General features: G+C 70.6%; 22 protein-coding genes. 7 read left to right on the top strand and 15 right to left on the bottom strand.

The features are described 5' to 3' along the window. Positions 1-50 precede the first annotated feature (50 nt). The 3 genes from fabF to OV427_RS37850 all read left to right on the top strand — a co-directional run bounded on the left by fabF (position 51) and on the right by OV427_RS37850 (position 4,185). Complete coding sequence (gene fabF, locus OV427_RS37860; RefSeq protein ID WP_267861097.1) at positions 51-1,295, top strand: beta-ketoacyl-ACP synthase II; 1,245 nt, start codon at positions 51-53, stop codon at positions 1,293-1,295. Positions 1,296-1,634: 339 nt separating this feature from the next. Next, positions 1,635-3,305: a helix-turn-helix domain-containing protein gene (locus tag OV427_RS37855; RefSeq protein ID WP_267861096.1), complete on the top strand. Its 1,671-nt coding sequence runs from the start codon at positions 1,635-1,637 to the stop codon at positions 3,303-3,305. 7 nt (positions 3,306-3,312) lie between these two features. Next, complete coding sequence (locus OV427_RS37850; protein ID WP_267861095.1) at positions 3,313-4,185, top strand: tetratricopeptide repeat protein; 873 nt, start codon at positions 3,313-3,315, stop codon at positions 4,183-4,185. Positions 4,186-4,239: 54 nt separating this feature from the next. Here the strand turns inward: OV427_RS37850 and OV427_RS37845 are convergent, their stop codons facing one another. The 3 genes from OV427_RS37845 to OV427_RS37835 all read right to left on the bottom strand — a co-directional run bounded on the left by OV427_RS37845 (position 4,240) and on the right by OV427_RS37835 (position 6,526). Further along, positions 4,240-4,728, bottom strand: coding sequence for a hypothetical protein (locus OV427_RS37845; protein WP_267861094.1), 489 nt, complete (start codon positions 4,726-4,728; stop codon positions 4,240-4,242). Beyond that, positions 4,725-5,507: a sulfite exporter TauE/SafE family protein gene (locus tag OV427_RS37840; protein ID WP_267861093.1), complete on the bottom strand. Its 783-nt coding sequence runs from the start codon at positions 5,505-5,507 to the stop codon at positions 4,725-4,727. The genes OV427_RS37845 and OV427_RS37840 overlap by 4 nt, the downstream gene beginning before the upstream one ends. Before the next feature lie 125 nt (positions 5,508-5,632). After that, a complete protein-coding gene (locus tag OV427_RS37835; RefSeq protein WP_267861092.1) occupies positions 5,633-6,526 on the bottom strand; it encodes a hypothetical protein in 894 nt (297 codons plus the stop codon). A gap of 135 nt (positions 6,527-6,661) precedes the next feature. On the opposite strand from OV427_RS37835, the gene OV427_RS37830 reads away from it, so the two are divergent. Then, positions 6,662-8,272 (top strand): leucyl aminopeptidase, encoded by a 1,611-nt coding sequence (locus OV427_RS37830; protein ID WP_267861091.1) that lies wholly within the window; start codon positions 6,662-6,664, stop codon positions 8,270-8,272. Here OV427_RS37830 and OV427_RS37825 read toward each other — a convergent pair whose 3' ends face one another. The 6 genes from OV427_RS37825 to ruvB all read right to left on the bottom strand — a co-directional run bounded on the left by OV427_RS37825 (position 8,273) and on the right by ruvB (position 15,328). After that, positions 8,273-8,917: a hypothetical protein gene (locus OV427_RS37825; RefSeq protein ID WP_267861090.1), complete on the bottom strand. Its 645-nt coding sequence runs from the start codon at positions 8,915-8,917 to the stop codon at positions 8,273-8,275. It lies immediately after the preceding gene. Between the two features lie 56 nt (positions 8,918-8,973). Then, positions 8,974-10,209 (bottom strand): DUF4388 domain-containing protein, encoded by a 1,236-nt coding sequence (locus OV427_RS37820; RefSeq protein WP_267861089.1) that lies wholly within the window; start codon positions 10,207-10,209, stop codon positions 8,974-8,976. A 29-nt stretch (positions 10,210-10,238) separates the two neighbouring features. Beyond that, a complete protein-coding gene (locus tag OV427_RS37815; RefSeq protein ID WP_267861088.1) occupies positions 10,239-11,336 on the bottom strand; it encodes a thioredoxin domain-containing protein in 1,098 nt (365 codons plus the stop codon). A gap of 47 nt (positions 11,337-11,383) precedes the next feature. Further along, positions 11,384-12,328: a UDP-3-O-acyl-N-acetylglucosamine deacetylase gene (lpxC, locus tag OV427_RS37810; RefSeq protein ID WP_267861087.1), complete on the bottom strand. Its 945-nt coding sequence runs from the start codon at positions 12,326-12,328 to the stop codon at positions 11,384-11,386. A 473-nt stretch (positions 12,329-12,801) separates the two neighbouring features. Next, positions 12,802-14,277 carry a hypothetical protein gene (locus OV427_RS37805; RefSeq protein WP_267861086.1) on the bottom strand — a complete coding sequence of 492 codons (1,476 nt, stop codon included), beginning with the start codon at positions 14,275-14,277 and terminating at the stop codon, positions 12,802-12,804. Between the two features lie 19 nt (positions 14,278-14,296). Continuing rightward, positions 14,297-15,328 carry a Holliday junction branch migration DNA helicase RuvB gene (gene ruvB / locus OV427_RS37800; protein ID WP_267861085.1) on the bottom strand — a complete coding sequence of 344 codons (1,032 nt, stop codon included), beginning with the start codon at positions 15,326-15,328 and terminating at the stop codon, positions 14,297-14,299. Between the two features lie 99 nt (positions 15,329-15,427). Between ruvB and OV427_RS37795 the strand changes: the two genes are divergently transcribed. Beyond that, entirely contained in the window at positions 15,428-16,663 is a 1,236-nt protein-coding gene (locus OV427_RS37795; RefSeq protein ID WP_267861084.1) for a zinc-dependent alcohol dehydrogenase, read from the top strand. Between the two features lie 5 nt (positions 16,664-16,668). Continuing rightward, positions 16,669-17,748 carry a hypothetical protein gene (locus tag OV427_RS37790; RefSeq protein ID WP_267861083.1) on the top strand — a complete coding sequence of 360 codons (1,080 nt, stop codon included), beginning with the start codon at positions 16,669-16,671 and terminating at the stop codon, positions 17,746-17,748. A 7-nt stretch (positions 17,749-17,755) separates the two neighbouring features. Here OV427_RS37790 and OV427_RS37785 read toward each other — a convergent pair whose 3' ends face one another. From OV427_RS37785 to OV427_RS37765, 5 genes are all read right to left on the bottom strand, one after another. After that, positions 17,756-19,288, bottom strand: a complete 1,533-nt coding sequence (locus OV427_RS37785) for an ELWxxDGT repeat protein (RefSeq protein WP_267861082.1) — start codon at positions 19,286-19,288, stop codon at positions 17,756-17,758. A 274-nt stretch (positions 19,289-19,562) separates the two neighbouring features. Continuing rightward, on the bottom strand, positions 19,563-20,171 hold the full coding sequence (ruvA, locus tag OV427_RS37780; RefSeq protein WP_267861081.1) for a Holliday junction branch migration protein RuvA: 609 nt from the start codon (positions 20,169-20,171) through the stop codon (positions 19,563-19,565). Continuing rightward, entirely contained in the window at positions 20,168-20,746 is a 579-nt protein-coding gene (gene ruvC, locus OV427_RS37775) for a crossover junction endodeoxyribonuclease RuvC (protein WP_267861080.1), read from the bottom strand. The genes ruvA and ruvC overlap by 4 nt, the downstream gene beginning before the upstream one ends. A gap of 23 nt (positions 20,747-20,769) precedes the next feature. Continuing rightward, a complete protein-coding gene (locus OV427_RS37770) occupies positions 20,770-21,519 on the bottom strand; it encodes a YebC/PmpR family DNA-binding transcriptional regulator (protein WP_267861079.1) in 750 nt (249 codons plus the stop codon). A 55-nt stretch (positions 21,520-21,574) separates the two neighbouring features. Next, positions 21,575-22,858: a response regulator gene (locus OV427_RS37765; RefSeq protein ID WP_267861078.1), complete on the bottom strand. Its 1,284-nt coding sequence runs from the start codon at positions 22,856-22,858 to the stop codon at positions 21,575-21,577. 105 nt (positions 22,859-22,963) lie between these two features. On the opposite strand from OV427_RS37765, the gene OV427_RS37760 reads away from it, so the two are divergent. Next, positions 22,964-23,692, top strand: a complete 729-nt coding sequence (locus OV427_RS37760; RefSeq protein WP_267861077.1) for a hypothetical protein — start codon at positions 22,964-22,966, stop codon at positions 23,690-23,692. A gap of 1 nt (position 23,693) precedes the next feature. Here the strand turns inward: OV427_RS37760 and OV427_RS37755 are convergent, their stop codons facing one another. Beyond that, on the bottom strand, positions 23,694-25,067 hold the full coding sequence (locus OV427_RS37755; protein ID WP_267861076.1) for a sigma-54-dependent transcriptional regulator: 1,374 nt from the start codon (positions 25,065-25,067) through the stop codon (positions 23,694-23,696). Between the last annotated feature and the right edge of the window lie 11 nt (positions 25,068-25,078).

Genomic DNA, 25,078 nt, shown 5'->3' with positions numbered 1-25,078 from the left:
CGTCCGGCCCGTTCATCGCCTCCTCCCAGGCGTGCAGGGAGAGCAAGGCCATGCAGAAGCGGCGAGTCGCGGTGACGGGGCTGGGGCTCATCAGCCCCTGTGGCACGGGCGTGGAGAAGAGCTGGGACGCCCTGGTGAACGGGCGGAGCGGCGTGGGGCCCATCACCCTCTTCGACGCGAGCCGGCTCGACTGCCGCATCGCCGGGGAGGTGAAGGACTTCGAGCCCGAGGACTACATCGAGCGGCGCGAGGTGCGGCGGATGGACCGCTTCGCGCAGTTCGCGGTGGTGGCGGCGGACATGGCCCTGGCGGACTCGGGGCTGAAAATCACCCCGGAGAACGCCGAGCGCGTGGCCGCCATCATCGGCTCCGGCATCGGCGGTATCGCCAGCATGGAGGAGACCTACCGCAAGGCGCTGGAGAAGGGGCCGGACCGCATCAGCCCGTTCTTCATCCTCCAGATGATCATCAACATGGCGCCCGGCTACGTCACCATGCGCCACGGAATCAAGGGGCCCTCCTGGTCCACCAACTCCGCCTGCTCCACCAGCGCCCACTCCATTGGCGAGGCGATGCGCGGAATCCAACGCGGCGAGTTCGACGCGGCGGTGGCCGGCGGCTCCGAGGCCCCCATCTCCCTGCTGGGCGTGGGCGGCTTCGCGGCGATGAAGGCCCTGTCCACGCGCAACGACGCGCCCCAGGAGGCCAGCCGCCCGTTCGACGCGGACCGCGACGGCTTCGTGCTCGCCGAGGGCGCCGGCATGGTGGTGCTCGAGGAGTGGGAGCAGGCCCGGGCGAGGGGCGCGCGCATCTACGCGGAGCTGTCCGGCTATGGCGCCAGCTCCGACGCGCATCACGTCACCTCGCCCGCACCCGAGCACGAGGGCGCCCAGCGCAGCATGCGCGCCGCCCTGAAGGACGCGGGCCTCACTCCCGCGGACATCGGCTACGTCAACGCGCACGGCACCTCGACGGACATCGGCGACGTGCTGGAGATGCAGGGCATTGCCCGCGTCTTCGGCGACGCCGCACGCTCGCTCGCCGTGTCCTCCACCAAGTCCATGACGGGCCACATGAACGGCGCGGCCGGCGCCGCCGAGGCCGTCATCAGCGTGCTCGCCCTCACCCGCGGCGTGCTCCCGCCCACCATCAACCTCCGGAACAAGGACCCGCGAATCACCCTGGACTGCGTGCCCCACACCGCCCGCGAGGCCCGCGTCGACGCCGTCATGAGCAACTCGTTCGGCTTCGGCGGCACCAATGTGTCACTCGTGTTCCGGCGCTCGGCCGACTGAGCCTTCGCCCTTCGCCAGTTCTCTCTTTGTAAACCGTGAAATCCTGTTTACTGACGTGCTACAGGTCCGATGTCGCAGTGCGCCAGTAAACCTTTGACAAGGTGCGGCGAAGGCCTGCTGGAGCCCACACGCCCGTAGGCCGAAAGCAGTGTGATTATATAGGCTTACGGCGGTTTCTGCTGACCTGTCGGACCGGTGGGCAGCTGTTCCGTCGCCCGCCAGACAGGGGTGCCCCCACCCCAAAACGTTCATTGCAAATCGGTAAATCGATTTGCAAAGTGGCCCCAGGCCCGAGGAGCGCGAGGTCCGGCGCGATCCAGAAGGGCCACCGATTCGGCCATGAACGACAACGCACTGAACGCCAACGTGGGCCTGAAGCTCCGTGGGCTGCGGCTTGCACGCAACATCAAGCAGGCAGACGCGGCCAAGGATCTGGGGGTGTCCCCCGCGTACCTGAACCTCATCGAGAAGGGGAAGCGGGTGATGCCCTTCCCGCTGCTCTGGAAGGCCCTGCGCTACTTCGACCAGGACCCCGAGCAGTTCATGTCCACGCTGGGCGAGGGCCGCGTGGACGAGGCGCTGGCGAAGCTGCTGGATGAGCCACTGCTCAAGAGCCTCGACATCGACCCCGAGTCGCTCCAGTCGCTGTCGGCCGAGCCGAAGCTGGCCGGCACGGTGGCCGCGCTCTTCAACCTCTACAAGAACACGCGCACGCAGCTGGAGAACGTGCTCGCGCAGCTCAACGTGGAGGAGCGCACGCGGGCGCAGGGCGGCGCGCAGAACGGCACGGTGCCGGGTGTTCGCTTCGACTACTCGCCCTTCGACGAGGTCAGCGACTTCCTGGAGAAGCACCGCAACTACTTCCCGGAGCTGGAGGAGCAGGCGGAGGCGATGCGGCGCGACATGAGCCTGGAGCGCCAGCTCACCAGCGGCCAGCTCATCCGGCTGCTGGAGGAGCGCTTCGGCTACCGCGTCCTCTTCGACGACCCGGCGCCCAGTGGCTCGTCCGTGGTGCGGCGGCTGGACCCGGAGGAGAAGACGCTCACCCTGTCGCCCTTCCTCACCGAGCAGCCGCTGAAGTTCCAGATTGCCGCGTCCATCGGCCTGCTCGTCATGGACCGCGAGAAGCTGGTGGAGCGCATCCTCGTGGCGGGCCGCATGCGGCACGGCGAGACGGAGCGGCTCATCAAGGTCAACCTGGCCAACTACTTCGCCGGCGCGCTGATGCTGCCCTACGGGGACTTCTTCAAGGAGGTGCAGCGCACGCGCTACGACGTGGAGCTGCTCTCCAGCATCTTCGGCTCCACCTACGAGACGGTGGCGCACCGGCTCTGCAACCTGTCGGACCCGAAGCGCCCGGGCATCCCCTTCCACTTCCTGCGCGCGGACATCGCCGGCAACATCTCCAAGCGCTACAGCGGCACCGGCATCCGCTTCGCCACCGGCGGCGGAAGCTGCGCGAAGTGGGCCGTGCACCTGGCCTTCCTCAACCCGTCCCAGATCACCCGTCAGTATTCGATCATGCCGGACGGCACGACGTACTTCTGCTTCGCCAAGGTGCAGCTGCAGCCGATTGAGGGCTCCATCGTGAAGGGCACGGCCTACTCCATCGGCCTGGGCACCCACGCGGAGAACGCGAAGTACCTGGCCTACGGCCTGCCCACGACGGACCTGCGCAAGGACGCGATTCCGTCCGGCATCTCCTGCCGCTTCTGCGAGCGCACGGACTGCAACCAGCGCGCGGCCGCCAGCTACCGCTTCGCCTTCGCCTTCGACGAGTACACGAAGAAGGACTGCTTCTTCTCCCCGCTGCTCGTCCACGAGCAGGGCGACAAGGCGGAGCGCGTGCATCACTCGGCGGACGGAGGCCCGGCCCATGCGCACGGGGGCGGCGTGCAGGTGCGCCCCGTGAATGGCCCGCTCGAGGTCCCCGTCAACGGGACTCACATCAGCGAGAAGGACGATTCGTTGGACAAGGCGCCCCGGCGCCGCAAGGGTGGCGACGCCTGAGGTTCGCATGCACCCGACCGACGACTCCCAACGCGCCCACATCCTCGACGCCATCCAGAAGCAGAAGAACGCGCTGGCCCCGCTGCGCATCACCGGCTCGCCCACCGAGGTGGGCCAGGGGCTGGTGAGCCTCGCGGAGCTGCACGGCCTGCTGGAGGACCATGCCGCGAGCCGCGAGTTCTACGAGGAGGCGCTCGGCCTCTTCCAGCAGGCGAAGTACAAGCCCGGCCAGGCGCAGGCGTTGCTCGGCCTGGGCATCGTGAAGGCGAACTTCGAGGATCACCGCGGCGCGATTGAGCACATCGCCCAGGCGGCCCTGCTCTTCAACGAGGCGAAGGACCGCGAGGGCGAGGCCCTGGCCCGCGCCTGCATCGGCGAGTCCCTGCGCGCGCTGGGCCAGCCGGAGGCCGCCGAGGAGAAGTACCAGGAGGCGCTCATCCTCCTGCGCCAGACGCGCAACCCCGACCGCATCGCGCGGCTGCTGCTCGACATCGGCGACATCCGCATGGAGAAGGGCGAGTACGAGCCCGCCCGCAAGCGCTTCCTGGAGGCCGTGCCGCTGCTGGAGCAGGGCGAGGACCCGGAGGCGCTCGCGCAGGGCCACCTGCTGCTGGGCGAGTCCGAGGGCCTGCTGGGCAACCACGACGGCGCCCGCCCCCACCTCTTGCGGGCGGTGGAGCTCTACAAGGAGCTGCACGACCACGTGTACGAGGCCCGCGCCCGGTGGGACCTGGGCCTGTCCTGCTACTACCTGCAGGACTTCGCCGCGGCCCGCGCCCAGTTCGAGACGGTGCTGCCGCTGTACGAGGAGCAGGGCCGCGCGGACGAGGTCGCCAAGGTCCGCAACGTGCTGGCCCACTTCGCCGCGCGCGGCGTCTGAAATACGAAGCGCTCCTCCCCTGCTCCAGGGGAAGAGCGCCGCACCTGCGTCACGTCAGGCCTGGATGCCGGCACCCACCGCAATCGCCAGCAGGCCCAGCACGCCCGCGGCGATGACGGTGTAGCGCCACTCGCCCTTGAGCCCGAGCAGCGTACCCGCCACCGCGAGGCGCGCCACCGGCGTCACCAGCAGCAGCGACGCCGCGCCCTTGCGCAGCAGGTCGATGGTGACGTGCACGTCCTCCGAGCGCGGCAGGGCCTCCAGGCCGAGCGACACCACGAACATGCCGCCGCTGAGCACCGCGCCGCCGCGCAGCACCCGGGCAATCCACCGGTCTCCAGCCACCGCGAGGTCCCGACGCCGCGCACGCGCCCCGGGCGTCGTGTCGAACCCGGGGTGGGTGATGGGCTCCGGTTCCACTTCCGGCGCCAGCGACTCCGGCCGCGCCGTGTTCACCACCGCGTTGTGGGCACGGTGCGTGTCCGCCATCACCGCCGCGGACACCACATGCGCCTTGGCGCCGGCTGATTCCGGCTCGCTCACTTCACCATGCTCGGCCACAGTCCCGCCCCTCCCTTCCACAACATCTGGCTCGCCACCACCAGCAGCACCACCGCGAAGAGCCGCTTGAGCACGGCGGTGGGAACCTTGGGCATCAGCCGGCCGCCGACGTACGCGCCGAACAGCACCCCCACCACCAGCGGAGACACCAGCGCCAGCTTGAGATGCCCGTGCAGTGCGTAGGCGGCCACGCTCGCGGCCCCCGTCACGCCCACCATCATGTTGCTGGTGGCGCTGGCGACCTTGAACGGCACCCGCATGCCGTAGCTCATCAGCGGCACCTTCAGCGGGCCGCCGCCCACGCCCAGCAGCGAGGACAGCCCGCCCGCGATGAAGGAGCCGGAGATGCCCAGCGGGTAGTTCATCGGCGTGTAGTCATCCAGCGTCGCCGGCTCCCGCCGCGGCGAGCGCAAGAGCAGCATCTGCAGGGAGACGTAGAGGGTGAACAGGCCGAACACCACCGCCACCATCGCCGGGGCCACCATCGCCGCCACCACGCCACCGGCGATGGCGCCCATCACCGTGGCCAGCTCCAGCGTCAGCCCCAGCCGGATGTCACTCAGGTGATTGTGCACGTAGCCCGCGGCCGCCGCGCACGAGTTGGCCACCACGCACATGAGGCTGGCCGGTACCGCCTCCTCGAGGGGGATGCCGAAAAACAACACCATCACCGGGACGAGGACGATGCCTCCTCCAATGCCAAGCATCGCCCCGAGAGAGCCCGCGAGGCCGCCCGTCACCATGAGGAGTAGGACCGTCATTCCTCCACGAGGATAGGAGCGGTCCCCTGGTTCGGACAGCGGCATTCCCCTCTGGGGAAAATGCTCGCCAGGATGCCTGCCCTGCGCGCGAGGAACTGTGTGCTGTCAGCCAGTACGCATGGACGCTATGCGGCACACGCGCCGAGTGTGCCCTCGGGAAACACCTCGAGGAAACGCGCGCGCGTCCGGGGGGTGAACGTCCCCCGGGCCATGTAGCCGTGCAGCCTGCGCAACACGCCGCGCGCGGACTCCAGCGCGCCCTCCACCTCGGCGGCGAAGTCGAGGGTGTCGTTGCGGTACAGCTCATGGAAGGACAGGTGCGCGTAGGCCGGCAGCGAGCGCATGCGCCCCATGGGGCTGGAGAGGAAGAGTCCGGAGACGTACAGCCCGCGCACCCAGCCGTCCACGTCCGCCTTGGACGGCGACTGGCCCACGCGCTCCTGCGACGACAGGCGCACCAGCTCGTAGATGCCTCGGCCGATGCCGCGCCACGGGAAGCCCGGGCTCTTCACCACCTGACACTTCTCGCGGATGCGCGGCGTGCCCATCAGCTCCACGCCGTGCAGCTCGCGCAGATAGAAGAGCGTCTGCGCCCACTCGATGTCGCGGTGCGCGTCGCGTGCCTGCTCGCCGCGGCGGCGGTGGCGGCTCACCAGCCTGTCCACGACCGGATACAGCCGGCGGTCCAGACACAGGTGCGTGAAATAGCCCGCCAACAGCGCGAGCCCCGCCTCGTTGCCCACCAGCGCGCCGGCGGCGACGAGCTCCGCCATCTTCAGGCCGAAGCCCACCGGCGCGCGCTCGTGGTACAGGCGGGCGAAGTGCGGCCGCTCCCGCTCCGGGAGGAAGGCCGACAGCCCTCCGCGCACGCCTTCACACAGCGGCAGGTCCGGCAGCGCCGCGCCGAAGCGCGCATACGGGAGGTCCTCGGCGAGCGCGCGCACCCAGTCCGCCGGCAGGTCGCCCGGATTGGCGGCCATCCGTTCGATGGCGGTCAGATGCATCAGCAGCGTGGGCATTCCCCACACTGCTATCCAGTGGCTCACGTCATTGCAATGCTCGAATGAAATCGAGCGCTTTGCGCTCGACAGGGTGGGCGTTACAGTCCGCGACCTCCAGCATCCCCTTCCATCCGTTCAGGAGTTCATCGGCCCATGAATTTCAGCTTCGTCTCCGGCGATGTCACGAAGGCGAGCGGCGAGCTGCTCGTCATTCCCCTCTTCGAGGGCGAGCTGGGAGACACCGCCCCGTCCTCCCTGGCCGCGGCCGACTCCGCCCTGGAGGGGCGCCTGCGCGGCGCCGCCACCCAGGAGGGCTTCAAGGCCAAGGCAGAGCAGTCCTTCCTGATGCACACGCACGGCCGCGCCACCGCGGAGCGCGTGCTGCTGCTGGGCCTGGGCAACCGCGCCCGCTTCCAGCCCGAGGTGCTGCGCCTGGCCGCCGGCCGCGCGGTGAAGGCGGCGCAGCGGCTGAAGGTGGGCTCGGTCGCCTTCGTGCTGCCGGCCACGGACGCGGCGGAGAGCGCCGTGCGCGCGGCGGTGGAGGGCCTGGGGCTGGGCCTCTACCGCTTCGACAAGTACAAGTCCTCCGCCCGCGAGGAGAAGAACCCGGCGAAGGTGACGAAGGTGGCCCTGGTGCTGCCCGACGGCACCGAGAAGTCGAAGGCCCTGGACGACGCGCTGGCGCTGGGCAAGCGCATCGCGGACGCCACCAACTGGGCGCGAGACCTGGTCAACGAGCCGCCCAACGCGGTGACCCCCAAGGCGCTGGCCGAGGCCGCGCGGCAGGCGGCGAAGGAAGGCGGCCTGCAGGTCACCATCGGAGGCCAGCGCGAAATCGAGAAGCTCAACATGGGCATGTTCCTGGGCGTCACCGCCGGGAGCACCGAGGAGCCGCGCCTCATCCACGTCGCCTACACGCCGAAGAACGCGCGTGACGCGAAGCGCCCGCCGCTGGCGCTGGTGGGCAAGGCGATTACGTTCGACTCGGGCGGCCTGTCCCTCAAGCCCACCGAGGGCATGGTGGAGATGAAGACGGACATGGCCGGCTCGGCCGCGGTGCTGGGCGCGATGAAGGTCATCGCCGCGCTCAAGCCGCCCTTCCCCGTGCACGCCTTCATCGGCGCGTGCGAGAACATGCCGTCCGGCAACGCGTACAAGCCCGGTGACATCCTCACCTCGCGCCTGGGCAAGACGGTGGAAATCACCAACACCGACGCGGAAGGCCGCCTGGTGCTGGGCGACATCCTCACCTGGGCCTGCGAGCACAAGCCGTCCGCCGTCATCGACCTGGCCACCCTCACGGGCGCGTGTGTCATCGCGCTGGGCAACTACATCGTCGGCGCCTTCGGCGAGCACGACGGCGCGGTGAACGAGGTGCTCCAGGCCGCGCGCACCGCGGGCGAGGAGATGTGGCGCATGCCGGTGAGCGAGCTGCAGAAGGACGCGCTGCGCTCCGAGGTGGCCGACATGAAGAACTCCGGCGAGCGCTGGGGCGGCTCCATCAACGCCGCGCTCTTCCTCAAGGAGTTCGTCGGCGAGACGCCCTGGGTGCACCTGGACATCGCCGGCCCGTCCAACAGCCCCAAGGAGCGCGGCTACCTGAGCAAGGGCGGCACCGGCGTCGGCGTGCGCACGCTGGTGGAGTGGGTGCGGCTGCGCGCACAGACGCAGGCCGCGAATCCCGAGGCCTACGCGCTGCCCGCGGCGCCGGCCCCCAAGGCGGCGAAGGGCGGCAAGGGCACGCGGAAGTCCTCGCGCGCGTAGCTACCGGCGCGACGCCTGGGACACCGGCGCCGCCTGTACCGCGCCGGGCCCGGGCCCCGGGAGCGGACGGACGCCTTCGATGAGGGCGTCCACGCTCCGGGTGACGTCCGCCGCCGACTGTGCCGGCCACGTGGCCAGCATCATCAGCACGCGGCCCGGCCGGCCCTCGCGCACGGCGACGCGGCCCAGCACCGCGTCCCCCACCGTGAAGTCGAAGCCCACCGCATTCTCGGACAGGGGAATCGGCACCGGGTCCGTGGTGGTGAAGCCCGGCTGCTGGCGCAGTCCCTCCGTCAGCCGCTCGGCGAACTGCGTGGGGGACGCCACCGCCGGGGCCACCTGCAGCACCACCTGCGCCCCGGAGGTGTTGTGGCGGAGGATGACGGGAATGGAGAGTCCCTCCGGCGTGCGCTCGTTCGTCTCGTCGAGCTGCCAGTCCGCCGTGGGCCGGATGATTTCGAAGCCCAGGTCCTCGTCCACGTAGCGGCGGGTGGTGGAGCGGCCGGCATCACCGGAGCCGCCCACGCCCTGCACCTGCTCGTGCTTCACGGCCTCGCCCCGGGAGTCCTTCACCGCCGCGCGGGAGCCTCCGCAGGCCGTGCCCAGCACCAGGAGTCCCCACCCCAGCTTCCGCATCGCGCCCATGTCGCTCGTCCCCCGCCGCAAAGGCAGTGGACGCCAACGTGGGCACGGGGCCTCCCCTAGGCCAGCCCCCCCTGGAGTGTGCGGTAGGTGTTGGACAACCGCTCCGCCACGTCGGGAGGAAGCGCGTTGCGCGCTGAAAAGAGCGCGTAGGAGACAATGGCGTCCAGCGCCTCCAGGGTGAGGGCGCGCCCAACGGCCTCTCCTCCACCGGCGAGGTTGGCGCGCAGGCGCGCCACGTCCACCCGCCCGTCCGGGCCCGGCGTCACCCCCGCGAAGGCGTCCTCCAGGCCCGAGGGCGGCGCGTCCAGGAAGCCCTTCAGCAGGTCCTCCTCCTTGCCCGCGTCGCGCAGCGCGCGGTGAATCAGCGACAGCAGCAGGTTGTAGCGCTCCTCGGCGGAGAGCAGCTCCCAGGCCATGCCCTCCACGGAAGGGCCCGGTACCGGGGGCGGCGCGGGAGGCCGCACCGCCAGGTGGCCGCCACGCACGGCCTCGTCCAGCCACGTGTAGAAGGCGTAGGGCCCGCCCTCGTAGAGCGTCCGCAGCTCGCCCAGGGGGCCGCCCTTGCCCAGGCCCGTGAAGAGGCGCACCTCGCCGGGCAGCGGACCCGCCGGCCCGGGCTCCACGCGCATGTCCTCCGGGAAGCGGCGGCGCAGGCGCGACACCTCCTCCGAGCGCTTGATTCCGGTGAGCACCAGCTCCCGCGTGCGCTCGGGCAGCTTCACCACGTCCGCCATGGGCGCGGGGCCTTCCACGAAGAGGAAGCTGCCCTCCACCATCTCGAAGAGGCTGAGCACCACCTCACGCACCACGTACGTCATGGCGCTGTAGAGGTTGGCCTCGGACACCAGGCCCTCGGACGTCAGCACCTGGCCGATGCGCCGCGACGGCGTCACCCGCGACAGCGCCTGGGTGAGCTGCGCCTGCTTCAGCATGCCCAGCCGCACCAGCACCGCGCCCAGCCGCTCCCAGCGCTCCGTGGACGTGGCGAACACCACCTGCCCGTCCCGGAAGGACACCGTGCGGCGCACCGTGCCGCCCTGCACGGCCAGCAGGCCGCTGCGGATGCCGGAGAGGACGTGGGCGAACACCTCCTCGACAGAGAGCGTGCCCAGGCTGCCAGCGAGGAAGCCAGCGAAGCCGGTCGGCTCCTGGAGGAGGACCATCCCCTCGGGCCCATGGAACCAGGCCGCGAGGGGACGGGAGGGGGACAGGCCGGCGGTGAGCGGCCGCTCCAACTCGAGCGAGGCCTGCTCACCGCTGACACGAGGCGTGGCCTTCGGTTTGGACGCCACCGCCCGTGCCCCCCGAATGACGCGCGCGACTACTTCTGCGCGGTCTTCAGCTCCTCGTCGATGATGCTCTTGAACTCCTCGAACGGCTGCGCCCCGGACAGCAGGATGCCGTTGATGAAGAACGCCGGGGTGCCGGACACGCCGACCTTCTTGCCGTCCGCCAGGTCCGCCTGGACGACGGAGGCCTTCTCACCCGAGTCGAGGCACTTGTTGAACTTCGCGGTGTCCAGCTTCAGGTCCGCGGCGTGCTTCTTCAGGTCATCCACGCCCAGCTTCTGCTGGTTGGCGAAGAGCGTGTCGTGCATCTCCCAGAACTTGCCCTGGTCGCCGGCGCACAGCGCGGCCTCGGAGGCCTTCGGCGCCTCCTTGTGGAACTCCAGCGGGAAGTGACGGAACACCAGGCGGACCTTGTCGGGGTACTCCTTCATGACCTGGTCCACGGACGCGTTGGCGCGGCTGCAGAACGGGCACTGGAAGTCGCTGAACTCGACGATGGTGATGGGCGCGCCTTCCTTGGCACCCTTGGCGGCGCCCGTGGCGGCCACCTGCTTGCGCTCGGCGGGCGGGCGCGGGGGCTCGGGCAGGGTGATCTGCACGTTCGCGTTCTTGCGCAGCTCCGCGAACAGCGCCTGCGCGCGCTCCTGCTTCGGCTGCTGGGTGAGGAAGTCCACGATCTGCGGCTTCATCTGCTCGTAGGTGGACCCGGGAGGCAGCTGGCCCTTGGCGCCGTCGAAGACCTCCTTGATCTTCTCCTCGGGCGGGGCGGGAACCTTGTCGTCGATTTCCGCCTTCAGGAACTGCTCCTGCGTCATGCCCTTCTTCTTCGCCTCGGCGTCGACCAGCTTCTCCGTCACCATGCCCTCGAGGCCGCGCTTGCGCAGCTGGTGCTTCTGCTTCTCGAGGTTGGAGAGGGGCTCGGCGATCTTGTCGTTGAGCTCCTTGTACGTGATCTTCTGCCCGTCGCCGAAGGTCGCGACGACAGCGTCAGGCGCGGGCTCACCCGCATTGGCCTGCTGAGCGGTGGCGGCCGGCCCCTGAGCGGTGACCGGCGCCTTCTCCTTGTTACAGCCGGCGGTGATGGTGGCCGCCAGGAGAGCGGCGAGGATGACTCGGGTGGGCTTGAGCATAAGCTCGCGTCCTAGTCGAGCTAAGCCTGACCTGCAAGGAAATGGCTTCAGGCGACGAGGGGCTCCAGCTCCAGCGCCCCCGTCAGGCCGGTGAAGCCCAGGTCCATCCCCTCCAGCTCGCGGCGACGGGCGGGGACGATCTCGTAGCAGCTCGGGTCCGAGAGCACCTTGCGCACCAGCTTGTGGTTGAGCGCGTGGCCCGTCTTGTACGCCGTCATGTGCCCGATGACCTGGCGGCCGAACAGCGACACGTCGCCGATGGCGTCGAGAATCTTGTGACGCACGAACTCGTCCGGGAAGCGCAGCCCGTCCGGGTTGAGGATGGAGACCTCGTCCACGACGACGGCGTTCTCCAGCGAGCCGCCGCGCGCCAGGCCCAGCTGCTTCAGCTTCTCCACGTCGCGCAGGAAGCCGAAGGTGCGGGCGCGGGAGATTTCGCGCGAGAACTCCCTGTCGCTGAAGTCCAGGTCGAAGGACTGGCCCTGGATGACGGGGTGCTCGAAGTCGATGGTGCAGCTGATGCGGAAGTGCTTGGACGGCGTGAGCGAGGCCTGCTTGTCACCGTCCACCACGGACACCGGCTTGCGGATGACGAGCAGCTCCTTGGGCGCGTCCAGCTCGCGCACGCCGGCCTCCTGGACGAGGGCCGCGAAGGGCGCCGCGCTGCCGTCCATGATGGGGACTTCCGGCCCGTCCAGCTCCACGCGCACGTTGTCGATGCCCAGGCCGGCCAGCGCCGACATGAGGTGCTCCACCGTGCCCACGCGCACGCCGTCGCGGCCCAGCGTGGTCGCCAGCGACGTGTCCACCACGAACTCCGCCAGCGCGGGGATGCTCACCGGCCGGGGCAGGTCCGTACGCACGAAGACGATACCGTGGCCCGCGGGCGCCGGACGCAGGGTGAGCGTCACCTTGGCACCCGAGTGCAGTCCCACACCCTGCAGGGTGGCAGTCATCGAAACGGTGCGCTGGTTGTAGGAGGACGGTCGCATGTCGGTGTCGCCTCGTGGCTGCTCGTGCTGCGGGACTTCCGGTCCGGGTCCCGCCGGTTGGACCCGTAAACGTTCATCAGTGATCTGACGCGACGCGGTGATTCTGCAATCGGCACGCCACGGACACGTGACGTGCGGGGCCGGGCCGGGGGAGGTGGAAACAGCTCCAACTCCTTGGAATGGCTCGGCTTTTGGGTGCGTCGTGGTGGGTGCCATCTCCGGTCCGACACCCTCCCCCCGGTGTGAAGCCTGCAGGATTCGCCCGATACCGTGACACCGATGTCCGGGATTCGTCAGAACCCGGAATCCGCGTCCCCTCACCCTGCCCCGCCATGCCGCAGCGTGTCTTCCATGCAACACCGCCGCGTCCATAGCGCAAGGAACCGGCTGGACGCAAACGCGCCGGAGCCACCCCGGGTGGGGGAGCCCTGGCACGGAGCGTGTGGGGGAGGTGGGGCGCCGCGGTCCCGCCGTCAGCGGGCGGGCGCGGAGAGGAAGCGGTCCCGGAGGGCCTCCGCTTCCTGCCTGTCGAAGCCGCGCCCCTGCAGGAGGGTGCGCCGGCTGACGGCGTGGAAGGTGGTCTCCAGCGTCTGGACGAAGCGGCGCAGGTCCTCCGCGAGGCGGGCGCGGATGCCGGGGCCTTCCGGCGGCCAGGGCAGCTCCACCAGCAGCGCGGTGAAGCGGTCGAAGGCGTCGTAGTCCGCGTAGCGCAGCAACTGGTAGCCGCCGGCGTGGAAATAGTCGAGGAAGGACTTGAGGGCGTCCAGCGCGCGCTCGGCGGCGGGCACGTCCTCGGCGCGCAGGTACGTCTCGGCCGTGCGGCACAGCTGGGCGTAGACCCACAGGTCCTTGCGCAGCCGGAGCGCGGCGTCCTGCGGGCTCATCAGCTCGTCGAAGACACCGTCCGCGAGCCCGCCGTTGGGGGCGAGCGTCTCCAGCAGCACCACCACCTGCGTGCGCAGCAGCGAGGTGAAGGCGACGGCGGCGCGCGCGGGCGCCTCCAGGTCGCGGTCCAGGTTGACGAGCACCTCGCGGGCCACCCGCTCCGTCTCGCGGGCGATGTCGCGCGCGGCGCGCAGCGTGGCGGCCTGGAGGGACTTGGAGGCCGCCTTCGGGGACAGCTCCGAGTGCATCCACGCGGCGAGCGAGGTGGCCTCGCTGCGCACCAGCGCCAGCAGCACGCGCACGCGGCGCGAGTACGGCGGCTGTCCTTCCGCGTCCACGTAGGCCAGGTAGTGCAGGAGGCGGAAGAGGCCGAGGAAGGCGGTGGAGAAGAGGGTGCGCTGGTCCTCCGGGAGCGTGCCCAGCGTGTCGAGCAGGCGCACGGAGCGCAGCCGGTCGTACTCGACGCGGAACTCCAGCGGGCGGAAGGGGCGGAAGTAGCGGTTGAGGACGATTTCGCGCAGGGCCAGCTTGCCCACGTCCTGGAAGAGGCCGAGGTTGGCCACCGGCAGCTTGAGCAGGTGGTCCAGCAGGTTCTTCAGCGCGTCGAAGGCCTCGCGCAGCACGAAGAGGCTCTCCGGGGGCGTCTCCTGGTCCAGCTGCTCCTCGATGAGGGCGCGCCGGACGCGGTCGTCCGCGAGCTGGGTCTCCACGTACTTGCGGAAGACCATCTTCTGGTCGCTGTCCGGGTCCTGCAGGTGGCGCGCGACGCGGATGGCGCGGTCCATGGCGTCGCGCACGTCCGCCAGCTCTTCATGGAAGTCGCGCGTGACGAGCGGCCTGTCGCGCGCGTCCACCACGGTGTTGAGGTTGAGGTAGCGCTCCACCGCGCGCAGGAGCATCTCGAACTCGAAGAGCAGCTCCTCGCGGCCCTCCACGGGCACGCCGCGCAGCCAGCGCTCGCGCTCGGCGAGGAACCCGGCGCGCGACGTCTGGGAGGCGCGCATCAGGTCCGCGTAGAAGTCACGTCCGGTGGCGGGTGAGGCGGGAGGCGTGTCCTGGCTCATGGCGAGTAAGAGCTTAGTCTCAGAACAGGTTGCCCTGGGGCGTGGCCGGTGGCTGCTTCTTGAAGTACTGATAGGTCCTGTGCGTGGCCATGCGCCCCCGGGGGGTGCGCTGGAGGAAGCCCTCCTGCATCAGGAAGGGCTCGTACACGTCTTCAATCGTGTCCCGCTGCTCGCCCACGCTGGCGGCGATGGTCTCCACGCCCACCGGGCCGCCCCCGAACTTGTCGATGATGGTGAGCAGGATCTTCCGGTCCATGGCGTCCAGGCCGCTGGCGTCCACGCCCAGCCGGTCCAGTGACTTCTTCGCCAGCTCCAGGGTGATCTTCCCGTCGCCTTCCACTTCCGCGAAGTCGCGCAGCCGGCGCAGCAGCCGGTTGGTGATGCGGGGCGTGCCACGCGAGCGGCTGGCCACCTCGCGCGCGGCGTCCTTGTCCAGGGGGATGCCGAGGATGCGCGCGGAGCGGTGGAGGATGAGCTCCAGCGCCTTGGCGTCGTAGTACTCCAGGCGCTCCTGGATCTGGAACCTGTCCCGCAGCGGAGAGGTGAGCAGGCCCGTGCGCGTGGTGGCGCCAATGAGCGTGAAGGGCGGCAGGTCAATCTTCATCGCCCGGGCGGCGGGCCCGGTGTCGATGGTGATGTCCAGCCGGAAGTCCTCCATGGCCGGGTAGAGGTACTCCTCCACGGCGGCGTTGAGGCGGTGGATTTCGTCGATGAAGAGGACGTCACGGGCGTTGAGGTTGGTGAGCAGGCCCGCCAGGTCGCCCTTGCGCTCCAGGGCGGGACCGCTGGTGACGTGGATGCCCACGCCCAACTCGTTCGCGATGATGTGCGCCAGCGACGTCTTGCCCAGGCCCGGGGGGCCGGAGAAGAGGCAGTGGTCCAGGGAGTCACCGCGGCTGCGGGCCGCCTGCACGTAGATCTTGAGCTTCTCGACGACGGGCCCCTGGCCCACGTACTCGTCGAACGAGCGCGGACGCAGGGAGGCCTCGAGCCGGACGTCCTCGGGCTGGACGTCTTCCGAGAGTGTGTCGGACTTCCTCGCCATAGCCATTCAGCACCCTATACAGGAAGGCCGCGCGTGTCGCCGCACATCTGGCGGGGCTAGACTCGGACGGCCCGCAGGCCGAGCAGCCAGGGAGCGCCCATCGCCATGAAGGGTCTCGTCTTCGACCTCTCCATCCCGAAGTACGTCGTGGCCCGGGGCCTGGGCGGCCTGTACCCGAAGCTTCACTACGGGGCCGGGAGCTGTCTCTCCCTGCGCGAGCTCCCCCGCCCCACCCCGCCCGGCCCGGAGTGGGTGCGGCTCAAGCCGCTGCTCACCGGCCTGTGCGGCTCGGACATGGCCACCCTCTTCTTCAAGGCCAGCCCGCAGTTGGAGCCCTTCAACAGCTTCCCCGCCGTGCTGGGCCACGAAATCCTCGCCGAGGTGACGGAGGTGGGGCCCGAGACGCGCGGCGTGCAGGTCGGCCAGCGAGTGGCGGTGGACCCGCTGCTCCCCTGCCGGCTGCGGGGCATCTCCCCGCCGTGCAAGCCGTGCGCGGCGGGGCAGGAGAACGGCTGCGAGCGCACCGCGGACGGGTGCCTGGCGGCCGGACAGATGCTCGGCTACCAGCGCGAGCTGCCGGGCGGCATGGGCACGGAGATGGTGGCCCACCCCTCGCAACTCCACCCGGTGCCGGACGGCGTCTCCGACAAGGCGGGCGTGCTGGTGGAGCCCCTCTCCGTGAGCCTGCACGCGGTGCTCAAGGCGCCGCCCCGGGATGAAGACCGGGTGCTCGTCATCGGCGGCGGGCCGGTGGCCTTCGCGACGCTGTGGGCGCTGCGGGCGCTGGGGCACCGCTGCCACGTGACGCTGCTGGCGGCGGAGGACTACCAACTGGAGCTGGGGAAGCGGATGGGCGCGGACGACGCCTTCCGCGTGCGGGGCGACGTGGACGAGGCCGAGGAAGTCGCGCGGCGCACGGGGGCGAAGGTGTACCGCCCGGTGATTGGCCCTCCGGCGATGACGGGCGGCTTCGAGCTGACCATCGACTGCATCGGCAGCGCGGCCTCGGTGCAGGACGCCCTGCGCTACACGCGCGCGCTGGGGAAGGTGGTGCTGGTGGGCGCGGCGGGAATCCTGGACCGGGTGGACTGGACCACCGTGTGGCGCAACGAGCTGACGCTGCTCGGCTCCTACGTGTACGGCCCGGAGAGCTTCCGGGGCGAGCGCCGGCACACCTTCGACCTGGTGCTGGACCTGCTGGCCCGGAAGGAAGGGCCGGACTGTTCCGTTCTCGTCACGCACACCTTCCCCCTGACTCGCTACCAGGAGGCCATTGAGGCCAATCTGGCACGTGCGAGATTCCAGTCCGTCAAGACGGTCTTCGACCTGACCCGGTGGTGACTGCCATGCACACGAGCCCTGTGTTCCGTCCCCTCCCCTCCCTCGCCGGTGCGCGCGCCGAGTCCGTGCCCGGCGTGAAGCTGCAGAAGCTCCGCCGCGCGGCACTGGATGCGCGCGAGGCCTTCGTGAAGGAAGGCCCCGTGGCGGCGGTGGCCACGTGCGAGCTCATCACCTTCCCGTACCCCGCGCAGTTCGCCTTCAGCGGCGCGGCGCTGTCTCCGGCGCCGTACGTGATGATGACCAACCGCATGCAGGTGGTGCAGTTCGTGGACCGCGAGGGCGAGCGGCGCACGCTGCTGTTCAACCCGTCGGACTACGAGAAGGGCCACCTGGCGCCCTTCTACCGCGCGCTGCGCGAGCGCTACGGCGCGTTCGTCTCCGACAAGGTGATGTCCCAGCGCCACGGCACGGTGCAGAGCCACCTGGCCTCGCTGGGGCTGACGCCCGCGGACGTGGACTACCTCGCCTTCGACCACCTGCACATCCAGGACCTGCGCGGCTGGCTGGGCGGAGACGGCCTGCCCGCGTACTTCCCCCGCGCGAGGCTGCTGGTGCAGCGCGCCGAGTGGGAGATGGTGAAGGACCTGCACCCGATGCAGACGGTGTGGTTCGTGCCGGGCGGCGCGGAGGTGCCGCCGGAGCGCGTGGTGCTGCTGGACGGTGACGTGTGGCTGGGCCAGGGCGCGGCCCTCCTCAGCACACCGGGGCACACGCAGGGCAACATGTCGCTGGCCGTCGCCACGTCGCGCGAGGTGTTCGTCGTCAGCGAGAATGGCGTGGCCACGGAGTGCTACACGCCACTGCAGTCCGCCATCCCCGGCGTGCGCCGCTACGCCGAGCACATGGGCTGGGAGGTGGTGCTCAACGGCAACACCCGCGAGGACTCGCTGGACCAGTACACGTCCATGGTGGTGGAGAAGCTGTTCGCGGGCACGTCCGCAGTGGAGGGGGCGTTCGTCAACTTCCACCCGTCCTCGCTGCTCACGGCCCACCTGATGGCGCCAGCCCTGGCGCCCACCATCGTCCTGCCCGCGCCCAACTTCGGCGACGTGCGCCCCACGCCCGCGGCACGGCGCGCGGCATAGGGCTTACTCAGAACGCCGGCGCTCCACAGGACCGCACCGGCCGGAACGACACGGACCACAGCTCCTGGTCACCCGCGCCGTCGGTGGCCGCGAAGAAGACGTTCCAGCCCGCGCGCACGAAGCCCCTCGGGTTGGACGACGCGATTCCCGGCGCGATGTCCACCAGCGAGCGCGTGTTCCAGAGCCGCCCGCCGCTGGACCAGGGCTCGCTCCCGTGCTCCGACGTGGTCGCGGAGAAGAACAGCCAGCCCGTGTCCGTCTTCAGGTCCTGCGGGTCGCTCCCGGCGTGGCCGGGCTCCAGGTCCGCCACCATCCACGTGCCCAGCAGCGTCCCGTCACTGCGCCACAGCTCGCGTCCGAACCAGCCGTCATCCGCGGCGAAGTACAGCGTGCGGTCCACCACCACGAAGCCCGGATCCAGGTAGGGAGAGAACGCGCCCTCCGCGCCCGGATTGATGTCCCGCAGCAGCCGCGTGCCCCATACCGTGCCGTCACTGCGCCACAGCTCGCTCCCGTGCTGCGGGTCGCCGAGGTCGCCCCAATAGCCCTCGCCGCCCGCCGCGAAGTACACCGCGTCGCCCATCGCCGTGAGGCCCTTCGGCTCCTGCCCCGGGAAGTGCCGCAGCCAGGTGGCCGTGTCCGGCACGCTCCGCGTCACCCAGAGGTCCGCCTCGTCCGTGCCCGGGTTCACCGTGAAGAACAGCTGCCGGCCCGCGGGCTTCAGCTCCAGGAACACGCCGTTGTCCAACGTGAAGAGCGCGCCGACCCGCCCCCACTTGTCCACCGTCCAGAGCGTGGTCAGCCGCGTCGTGCCGTCGTAGACGACCAGCGCCAGGTCCTTCTCCCAGGCCAGCAGCCTGTCGAATCCGGCGGAGCCCATGCCCGGCGCGAACTCGTACGCCAGCTCCGTGCCCTTTTCCGTGCCGTCGGTGCGCCACAGCTCGCGGCCGTGCGGCCCGTCGTTCGCCGTGAAGTAGAGCGTGCCGTCCACCACCGTGAGCTTGTCCGGCAACGAGCCCGCCACTCCCGGCCGCACGTCCTTCACCAGCTCCGTGCCCCGCTCCGTCCCGTCGGTGCGCCACAGCTCCACGCCGTGCGCTCCGTCGTCCGCGACGAAGAACACCCACCGTCCCATCACCGTCAGCGCGCGCGGTACCGAGTGCCCAACCCCCGGATTCACATCCATCACCAGCGACGTGGGCCGCCCCGGCCCCTCGCTCATCCACAGCTCCCGGCCATGCGCCGGGTCCGTCGCGACGAAGAGCAGCCGCCCGTTGGCTTCGACCAGCTCCACCGGGCTCGAGCTGCCCTGGGGATTGATGTCCCGCACGCGCTGCGCACTGTCCTCGCAGACGTCCCAGCCGGGGCCGGGCAGGGGCACCAGCCCCTCCGCTGTCACCGCTCCGACAGCAGGCTCCGACTCGCGGACGGGCGCAATCCCATCCACCGCCTCCGCCTCGCCCTCCGGTACGGGCCCACACGCCACCACCAGCCCGGAGAGCAGGGACACCAGCACCGGAACGCCACGCCAAGACTTCATGTGAGCAGCCCCTTGTCCACGGTGGCGCGGGGGCACCACCGCCGGAGCTGAAAAGTGATACTCATGTCGTAAGAGTCTACTCAGACCAGGGTAGGAAATCGCTCAGGCTGTCCGCCATCTCGCGAGACTTGGCGACCCGTGCCGACAGTCAGACACCGGGTCCGTCGGGCCGCGGACCCATTCGGTTTCTTGGGGAAAGGGAGCTTCGGCGGACTGTGCGGGGAACTCCAAGCTCCTCGTCACAGCGCGGTCACACCCACCCCAGGTAGTCCACTCAGCCGCCGGAGCGCAGGGCCTTGAGCGCCTCGCGGAACAGGGCCTGGAAGGTGGCCTCCGCGCCCAGCCGCTCGCTGGCGACCTCCGCCGCCTTCTCCGCCTGGGGCTGTTTATACCCGAGGTTGAGGAGCGCGGAGACGAGGTCGGAGCGGGTGCCACTGGCCGCGGCCGGCGCCGTGCCACGGGCCACGGCCTCCAGGTGGATGTTCTTCACCTTGTCCTTCAGCTCCAGCACCAGCCGCTCGGCGGTCTTCTTCCCCACGCCGTGAATCTTCGACAGCCGCGCCACCTCGCCGCGAGACAGCGCCGCCACCAGCTCCGCCACCTCCATGCCGGACAGCACGGTGAGCGCCAGCCGGGGGCCCACGCGCGTCACGGCGGTGAGGATCTGGAAGAGGTCCTCCTCGGCCTTCGACAGGAAGCCGAACAGCTCGAAGGCGTCCTCGCGCACCACCGTGCGCACGCGCACGTCCACCGGCTGTCCGTCCGCCGGCAGCTTGCCCAACGCCAGCGTGGAGAAGTTCACCCGGTAGCCCACGCCGCCCACGTCGATGGTGGCGTCCTCCAGGTCCTTCTCCAGCACCGTCCCGCGCAACCGCGAAATCATCTCGCCTCCGGTTTCCGATAGGCGGACGCCAGCCGGTCCGCCAGCAGCCCCGCCGCGCCCTTGCGCTTCTTCCCCGTCGCCGCCGTGGCCGTGGGCACCGAGGCCCGGCCGTGGTTGAGGTGGCACAGCGCCACCGCCAGCGCGTCGCTCGCATCCGCGCGCTGGAACTGCGACGCCTCCAGCGACAGGAACGTGCGCACCATCCGCGCCACCGCATCCTTGCCGCTCGCGCCGCCCGCGCCCACCGACTTCTTCACCTTGGCCGGTGCGTACTCGTGCACCACCAGCCCCGCCTGTGCCGCCGCCAGCAGCGCCACACCCCGCGCATGCCCCAGCACCAGCGCGCTGCGTGCGTTGCGGAAGGTGAACAGCCCCTCCACCGCCACCGCGTCCGGCGCGTAGCGCGCCAGCGCCTCCACCAGCGCGGCGTGCAAATCCTTGAGACGGGAGGCCAGCGGCGCCGACTCATCCACCTTGATGACGCCGTGGCCCACATGCACCAGCCGGCCCCGCTTCTCCTCCACCACCCCGTAGCCCATGAACCGGCTGCCGGGGTCCACGCCGAGCACGCGCACGTTGCCTCTCCATTCCCCCGCCGCTACTGCGACAGGGACTCCATCACCGAGTCGTCCAGCTCGAAGTTCGCGTGCACGTTCTGCACGTCGTCATTCTCCTCGAGCACGTCCATCAGCTTCAGCAGGCCGCGCGCGTTGTCGCCCTCCACCTGCACGGTGTTCTGCGGCAGGTACGTCCACTTCTGCTCGCCCAGCGCCAGGCCCGCGGACTCCAGGCGCGTGGCCACCGTGTGCAGGTCCGCCGGCGCGGTGCGCACCTCGAAGCCCTCGTCGCCATGGTTGAGGACGTCCTCGGCGCCCGCGTCGATGGCCTTCTCCATCACCTGGTCCTCGGTGGGGCCCGGCTTGACGGTAATCGCGCCCTTCTTCTGGAACATCCAGGCCACCGCGCCCTCGGCGCCCAGGTTGCCGCCGTAGCGGCCGAAGATGGAGCGCACGTCCGCGGCGGTGCGGTTGCGGTTGTCGGTGAGGCACTCCACCAGCATGGCGACGCCACCGGGGCCATAGCCCTCGTACGTCACCTCCTCGTAGCTCTCCCCCTCCAGCTCACCGGTGCCCTTCTTGATGGCACGCTCGATGGTGTCCTTGGGGATGTTCGCTTCTTTGGCCAGGGCGAGCGCGACGCGCAGCCGGGCATTGCCGGCGGGGTCTCCTCCGCCCAGTCGCGCGGAGACGGTAACTTCCTTGATGACCTTGGAGTACAGCTTGCCCTTGGTCGCGCCCATGGCTGCCTTCTGGCGCTTTATCTTCGACCACCGATTGTGACCGGACATGGGTGTGGCCTCTCGCGGGCCTTCTCGCCCACCCCGGCCCGCCGAGTCAAACCCTTCACATCCCCGCGTCGTCCGGCACGGCCCCCGGGTCCCTCGCGCCCGGTCCACTCACGGTGCGCGCGGGCTGCTTGGGGAACGTCAGGATGACCGGGGGCTGGGCACCGCCCACCAGCGTGAGGAGCTCGGAAGGGCCGTCCGCCGCGAGGTCCACCGAGGCCTCGTAGGCGTCCGGCGCCGCGGTGTCCATGGCGGCCGGCCGGGACTCCGACTCCAGGGACGGCGCGGGCTCGAAGAAGCCGGGCACGGTGGAGCCGCAGCGGGCGCGCTCGCGCTCCTCCACATGGCAGGCCGGCACCAGCACCCCGAGCGCGAACAGCCGCGTGGAGGCCTCGTAGGCCACCGCCTCCGGGAAGGGGCACTCCATCAGCATGGCGCGCAGCGTGCGGCGGCCGTCGAACAGGCGCACCACCTCGCCCACGTCCTCGGGCAGCGTGGACAGCATCTCCGCCAGCCGCGCGAAGTCCACCGTCAGCCGAGATGCCAGCGGCAGGCCGCGCGCGCGCAGTGCGTCGAAGCGCTCCAGGCCCGGCAGCACCGTGTCGCACAGGTACGCGCGGTCCATGGTGAACGAGCCCTTGTGCAACTCCGGCCCGAGCGCCACCGCGTACGCGCCGCTGCCGAAGCACAGCATGCGCCGGAAGGCGAGGCTGCCGCGCTCACCGTGGAAGACGGCGTCCACCACCAGCCCGTGGCGGAAGGCGAACCAGCCCGCGCCCTCCGCGAGCACCACCCGGCCGGAGCGCACGCCCGCCAGCAGCGCCCGCGCCACGTGCGCCAGCGACAGCCGCGCGGTGTGGGACTCGTAGGCGCCGTCACCCATGCGCCGGCCCGCCTTCAGCCGCGCGAGCGCCACCACGTCCTGCACCAGCACCGGCTGCGGCAGGTAGTCATCCGCGCCCACGCCGCCGGCGAGGTCCTTGTGGAAGTCCTCCTGCCGCCGCGCCAGCAGCACCACCGGCACGTGCGCCGTGCGCGCGTCCGCACGCACCTGGCCGCAGAGGCTGAAGCCGTCTCCGTCCGGCAACTCCACCTCGGCGAGGACCAGGTGCGGGAGCCGGCCGTCCTGCGCCAGCGCCTCCAGCGCAGCGTGGGCGCCGCCCACCATCAGCACCTCGAAGCCCGCCTCCGCCAGCCCCGCCGCGAGCACCGTCTGCGCGCCCACGTCCGAGTCCACCAACAGCACTCGCGAGCGCCCGCGTGACGCGCGACGACGCGGCTCCGCCGAGGCGGTGGTGCCGGATTCAGCAGACGTGAAAGGTTGTGAGTGGGCGGCAGCCATGGATTCCGTATTCTTCCAGGCAAGCCTGACAGATCATAAGGCGCCGTACAAGCCCCCGGAATCGTTGGGTTTCGAGGCGGGACGCCCCGAGGTAGGGTGCGCGCCATGACGCGCTCCGCTCCGTCCCGACTGCTCGTGTCCGCGCTGCTGCTGGCCTCCCTGGAGTCCTTCGGCCAGGAATCCGCCCCCGCGTCTCCGGCCCCTACCGGGGAGCAGCGCGTCACGCGCTCCGACGCGGCGCGAAGCGAGGGGGTGGAGCAGGACCCGCTGGGCGCGGTGGTGGCGCCGGCGACGCTGCCGGACGGCACCACGGCCCTCTACGGCTACGTCGGAGCGCCGGAATTGGGCGTGGGCTTCCGGCAGGGAATCGCCGGCTTCGAGTTGGAGGCGCGCGGGAAGCTGCAGTGGTTCCAGCTCTCCGCGGCGCTGGAATTGGCGGTGCGGCGCAAGGTGTACGAGCGCGGGCCGCTGGCGCTGGCGCCAACGCTGGGGCTGGGCGTGGTGCTCAACTCCGGGGCCACGTACATGGACGAGGACAACTTCTCTGGCGTGCTGTTGCGGGTGACGCCGGGGCTGGTGGCGGCTTACCGCGTCGCGGACACGGTGTCGCTGCTGGGACTGGTGGACCTGCCGCTGGACATCGGCCTGTCGCGCGAGAAGGCGCGGCGCTTCCAGGCGCTCGGCGGTGGCGGCGTGGAGGTGTACCTGGGCTCCAACCTGTCTGTGCTGGCGGCGGGACAGGTGGGGCTGGAGACGTTCCGCGAGCGGCCCGGCGAGGGCCAGACGCGCCTGGGCTGGGCCACGAAGCTGGGCCTGGGCGCGCGCCTCTTCTGACTCACGTCAGGCCGAAGCGCTCCAGCTTCTTGAGCAGGCCCTGTCGCGACAGGCCGAGCGCCTCGGCCGTGTGCGTGCGGTTGCCGCCACAGCGCTTCAGCGCCTCCTCGATTTCGCGCCGCTCCAGCGCTTCTACCTTCTGCGCCAGCGTGCGGGCGCCGGGCGCGCTGGCGTGGGGCCGCTCGCTGCCGGTGAAGGACAGGTCCTCGGGCTGGATTTCGCGGCGCTCTCCGGCGAGCACGGTGGCGCGCTGCATCTCGTGCCGCAACTCGCGCAGGTTGCCGGGCCAGGCGTGCGCGGCGAGCGCCTCGGCGGCCGCGTCCGACAGCAGCCGGGCGCGCCCGTCCGGGCACAGGTGGGCGCACTGGTTGAGGAAGTGCTTCGCCAGGAGCGGCAGGTCCGAGGCGCGCTCGCGCAGCGGTGGCAGGCGGATCTCCACGCCCTTCACGCGCCAGTAGAGGTCCTCGCGGAAGGTGCCCTCCTGTTGCATTCGGCCCAGGTCCTGGTGCGTGGCGGAGATGAGCCGCACGTCCACCTTCACCGGCAGGTCCGCGCCCACCGGGAGGATGTCGCCCGTCTCCAGCGCGCGCAGCACCTTGACCTGGAGCGACGGCGTCATGTCGCCCAATTCGTCCAGGAAGAGCGTGCCCCCGTCCGCCTCCGCGAAGAGGCCGCGGTGGTCCTTCGTCGCGCCGGTGAAGCTGCCCTTCACATGGCCGAAGAGGGCACTCTCCAGCAGCGACTCCGGCAGGGCGCCGCAGTTGATGGGGACGAAGGGCCCGGCATGGCGGCGGCTCTTGAGGTGCACCGTTCGCGCGAGCAACTCCTTGCCGGTGCCGTTCTCCCCCGTGACGAGCACCGGGATGTCGCTCGGGGCCACGCGCTCGGCGAGGGTCACGGCCGCGAGGAATGGCGGGCTCTGCCCCACCAACGCGGTGTCGCCTCCAGCGCGCGCCAGCGACGTGCGCAGCGACTCCACCTGCCGCTCCAGCGTCACGCGGGCGAGGGCGCGCTGTACCACGACGAGCAGCACGTCCGGGTCCACCGGCTTGGTCAGGAAGTCGTAGGCGCCCAGGCGAACGGCCTCCAGCGTGTGGCGCGTGTCCCCTGCCCCGGAGGTGACGATGACCTTGGTGCCGGGCCTCGCGCTCAGCAGCGCGGCGAGCCCCTCCAGCCCCGCCTTCACGCTGCCGTCGGGCGGGAGCATCAGGTCCAACAGGACGAGGGGGAAGTCCCGGGCGTCGAAGGCGGCGCGGGCGGAGGGGCGGTCCGCGGCCTCCGTGACTTCGTAGCCCGACTCGCGCAGCAGGCCGCCGTACACCTTGCGGAAGGCGGCGTCGTCATCCACGAGCAGCAGCGGGTGCGGTGCGGGCATGCGTGTCTCCA

This window comes from Pyxidicoccus sp. MSG2, from assembly GCF_026626705.1.
GTDB lineage: Bacteria > Myxococcota > Myxococcia > Myxococcales > Myxococcaceae > Myxococcus.
Note: the sequence above shows the minus strand (reverse complement) of the source record. Positions and strands in the feature narration are given on the sequence as shown.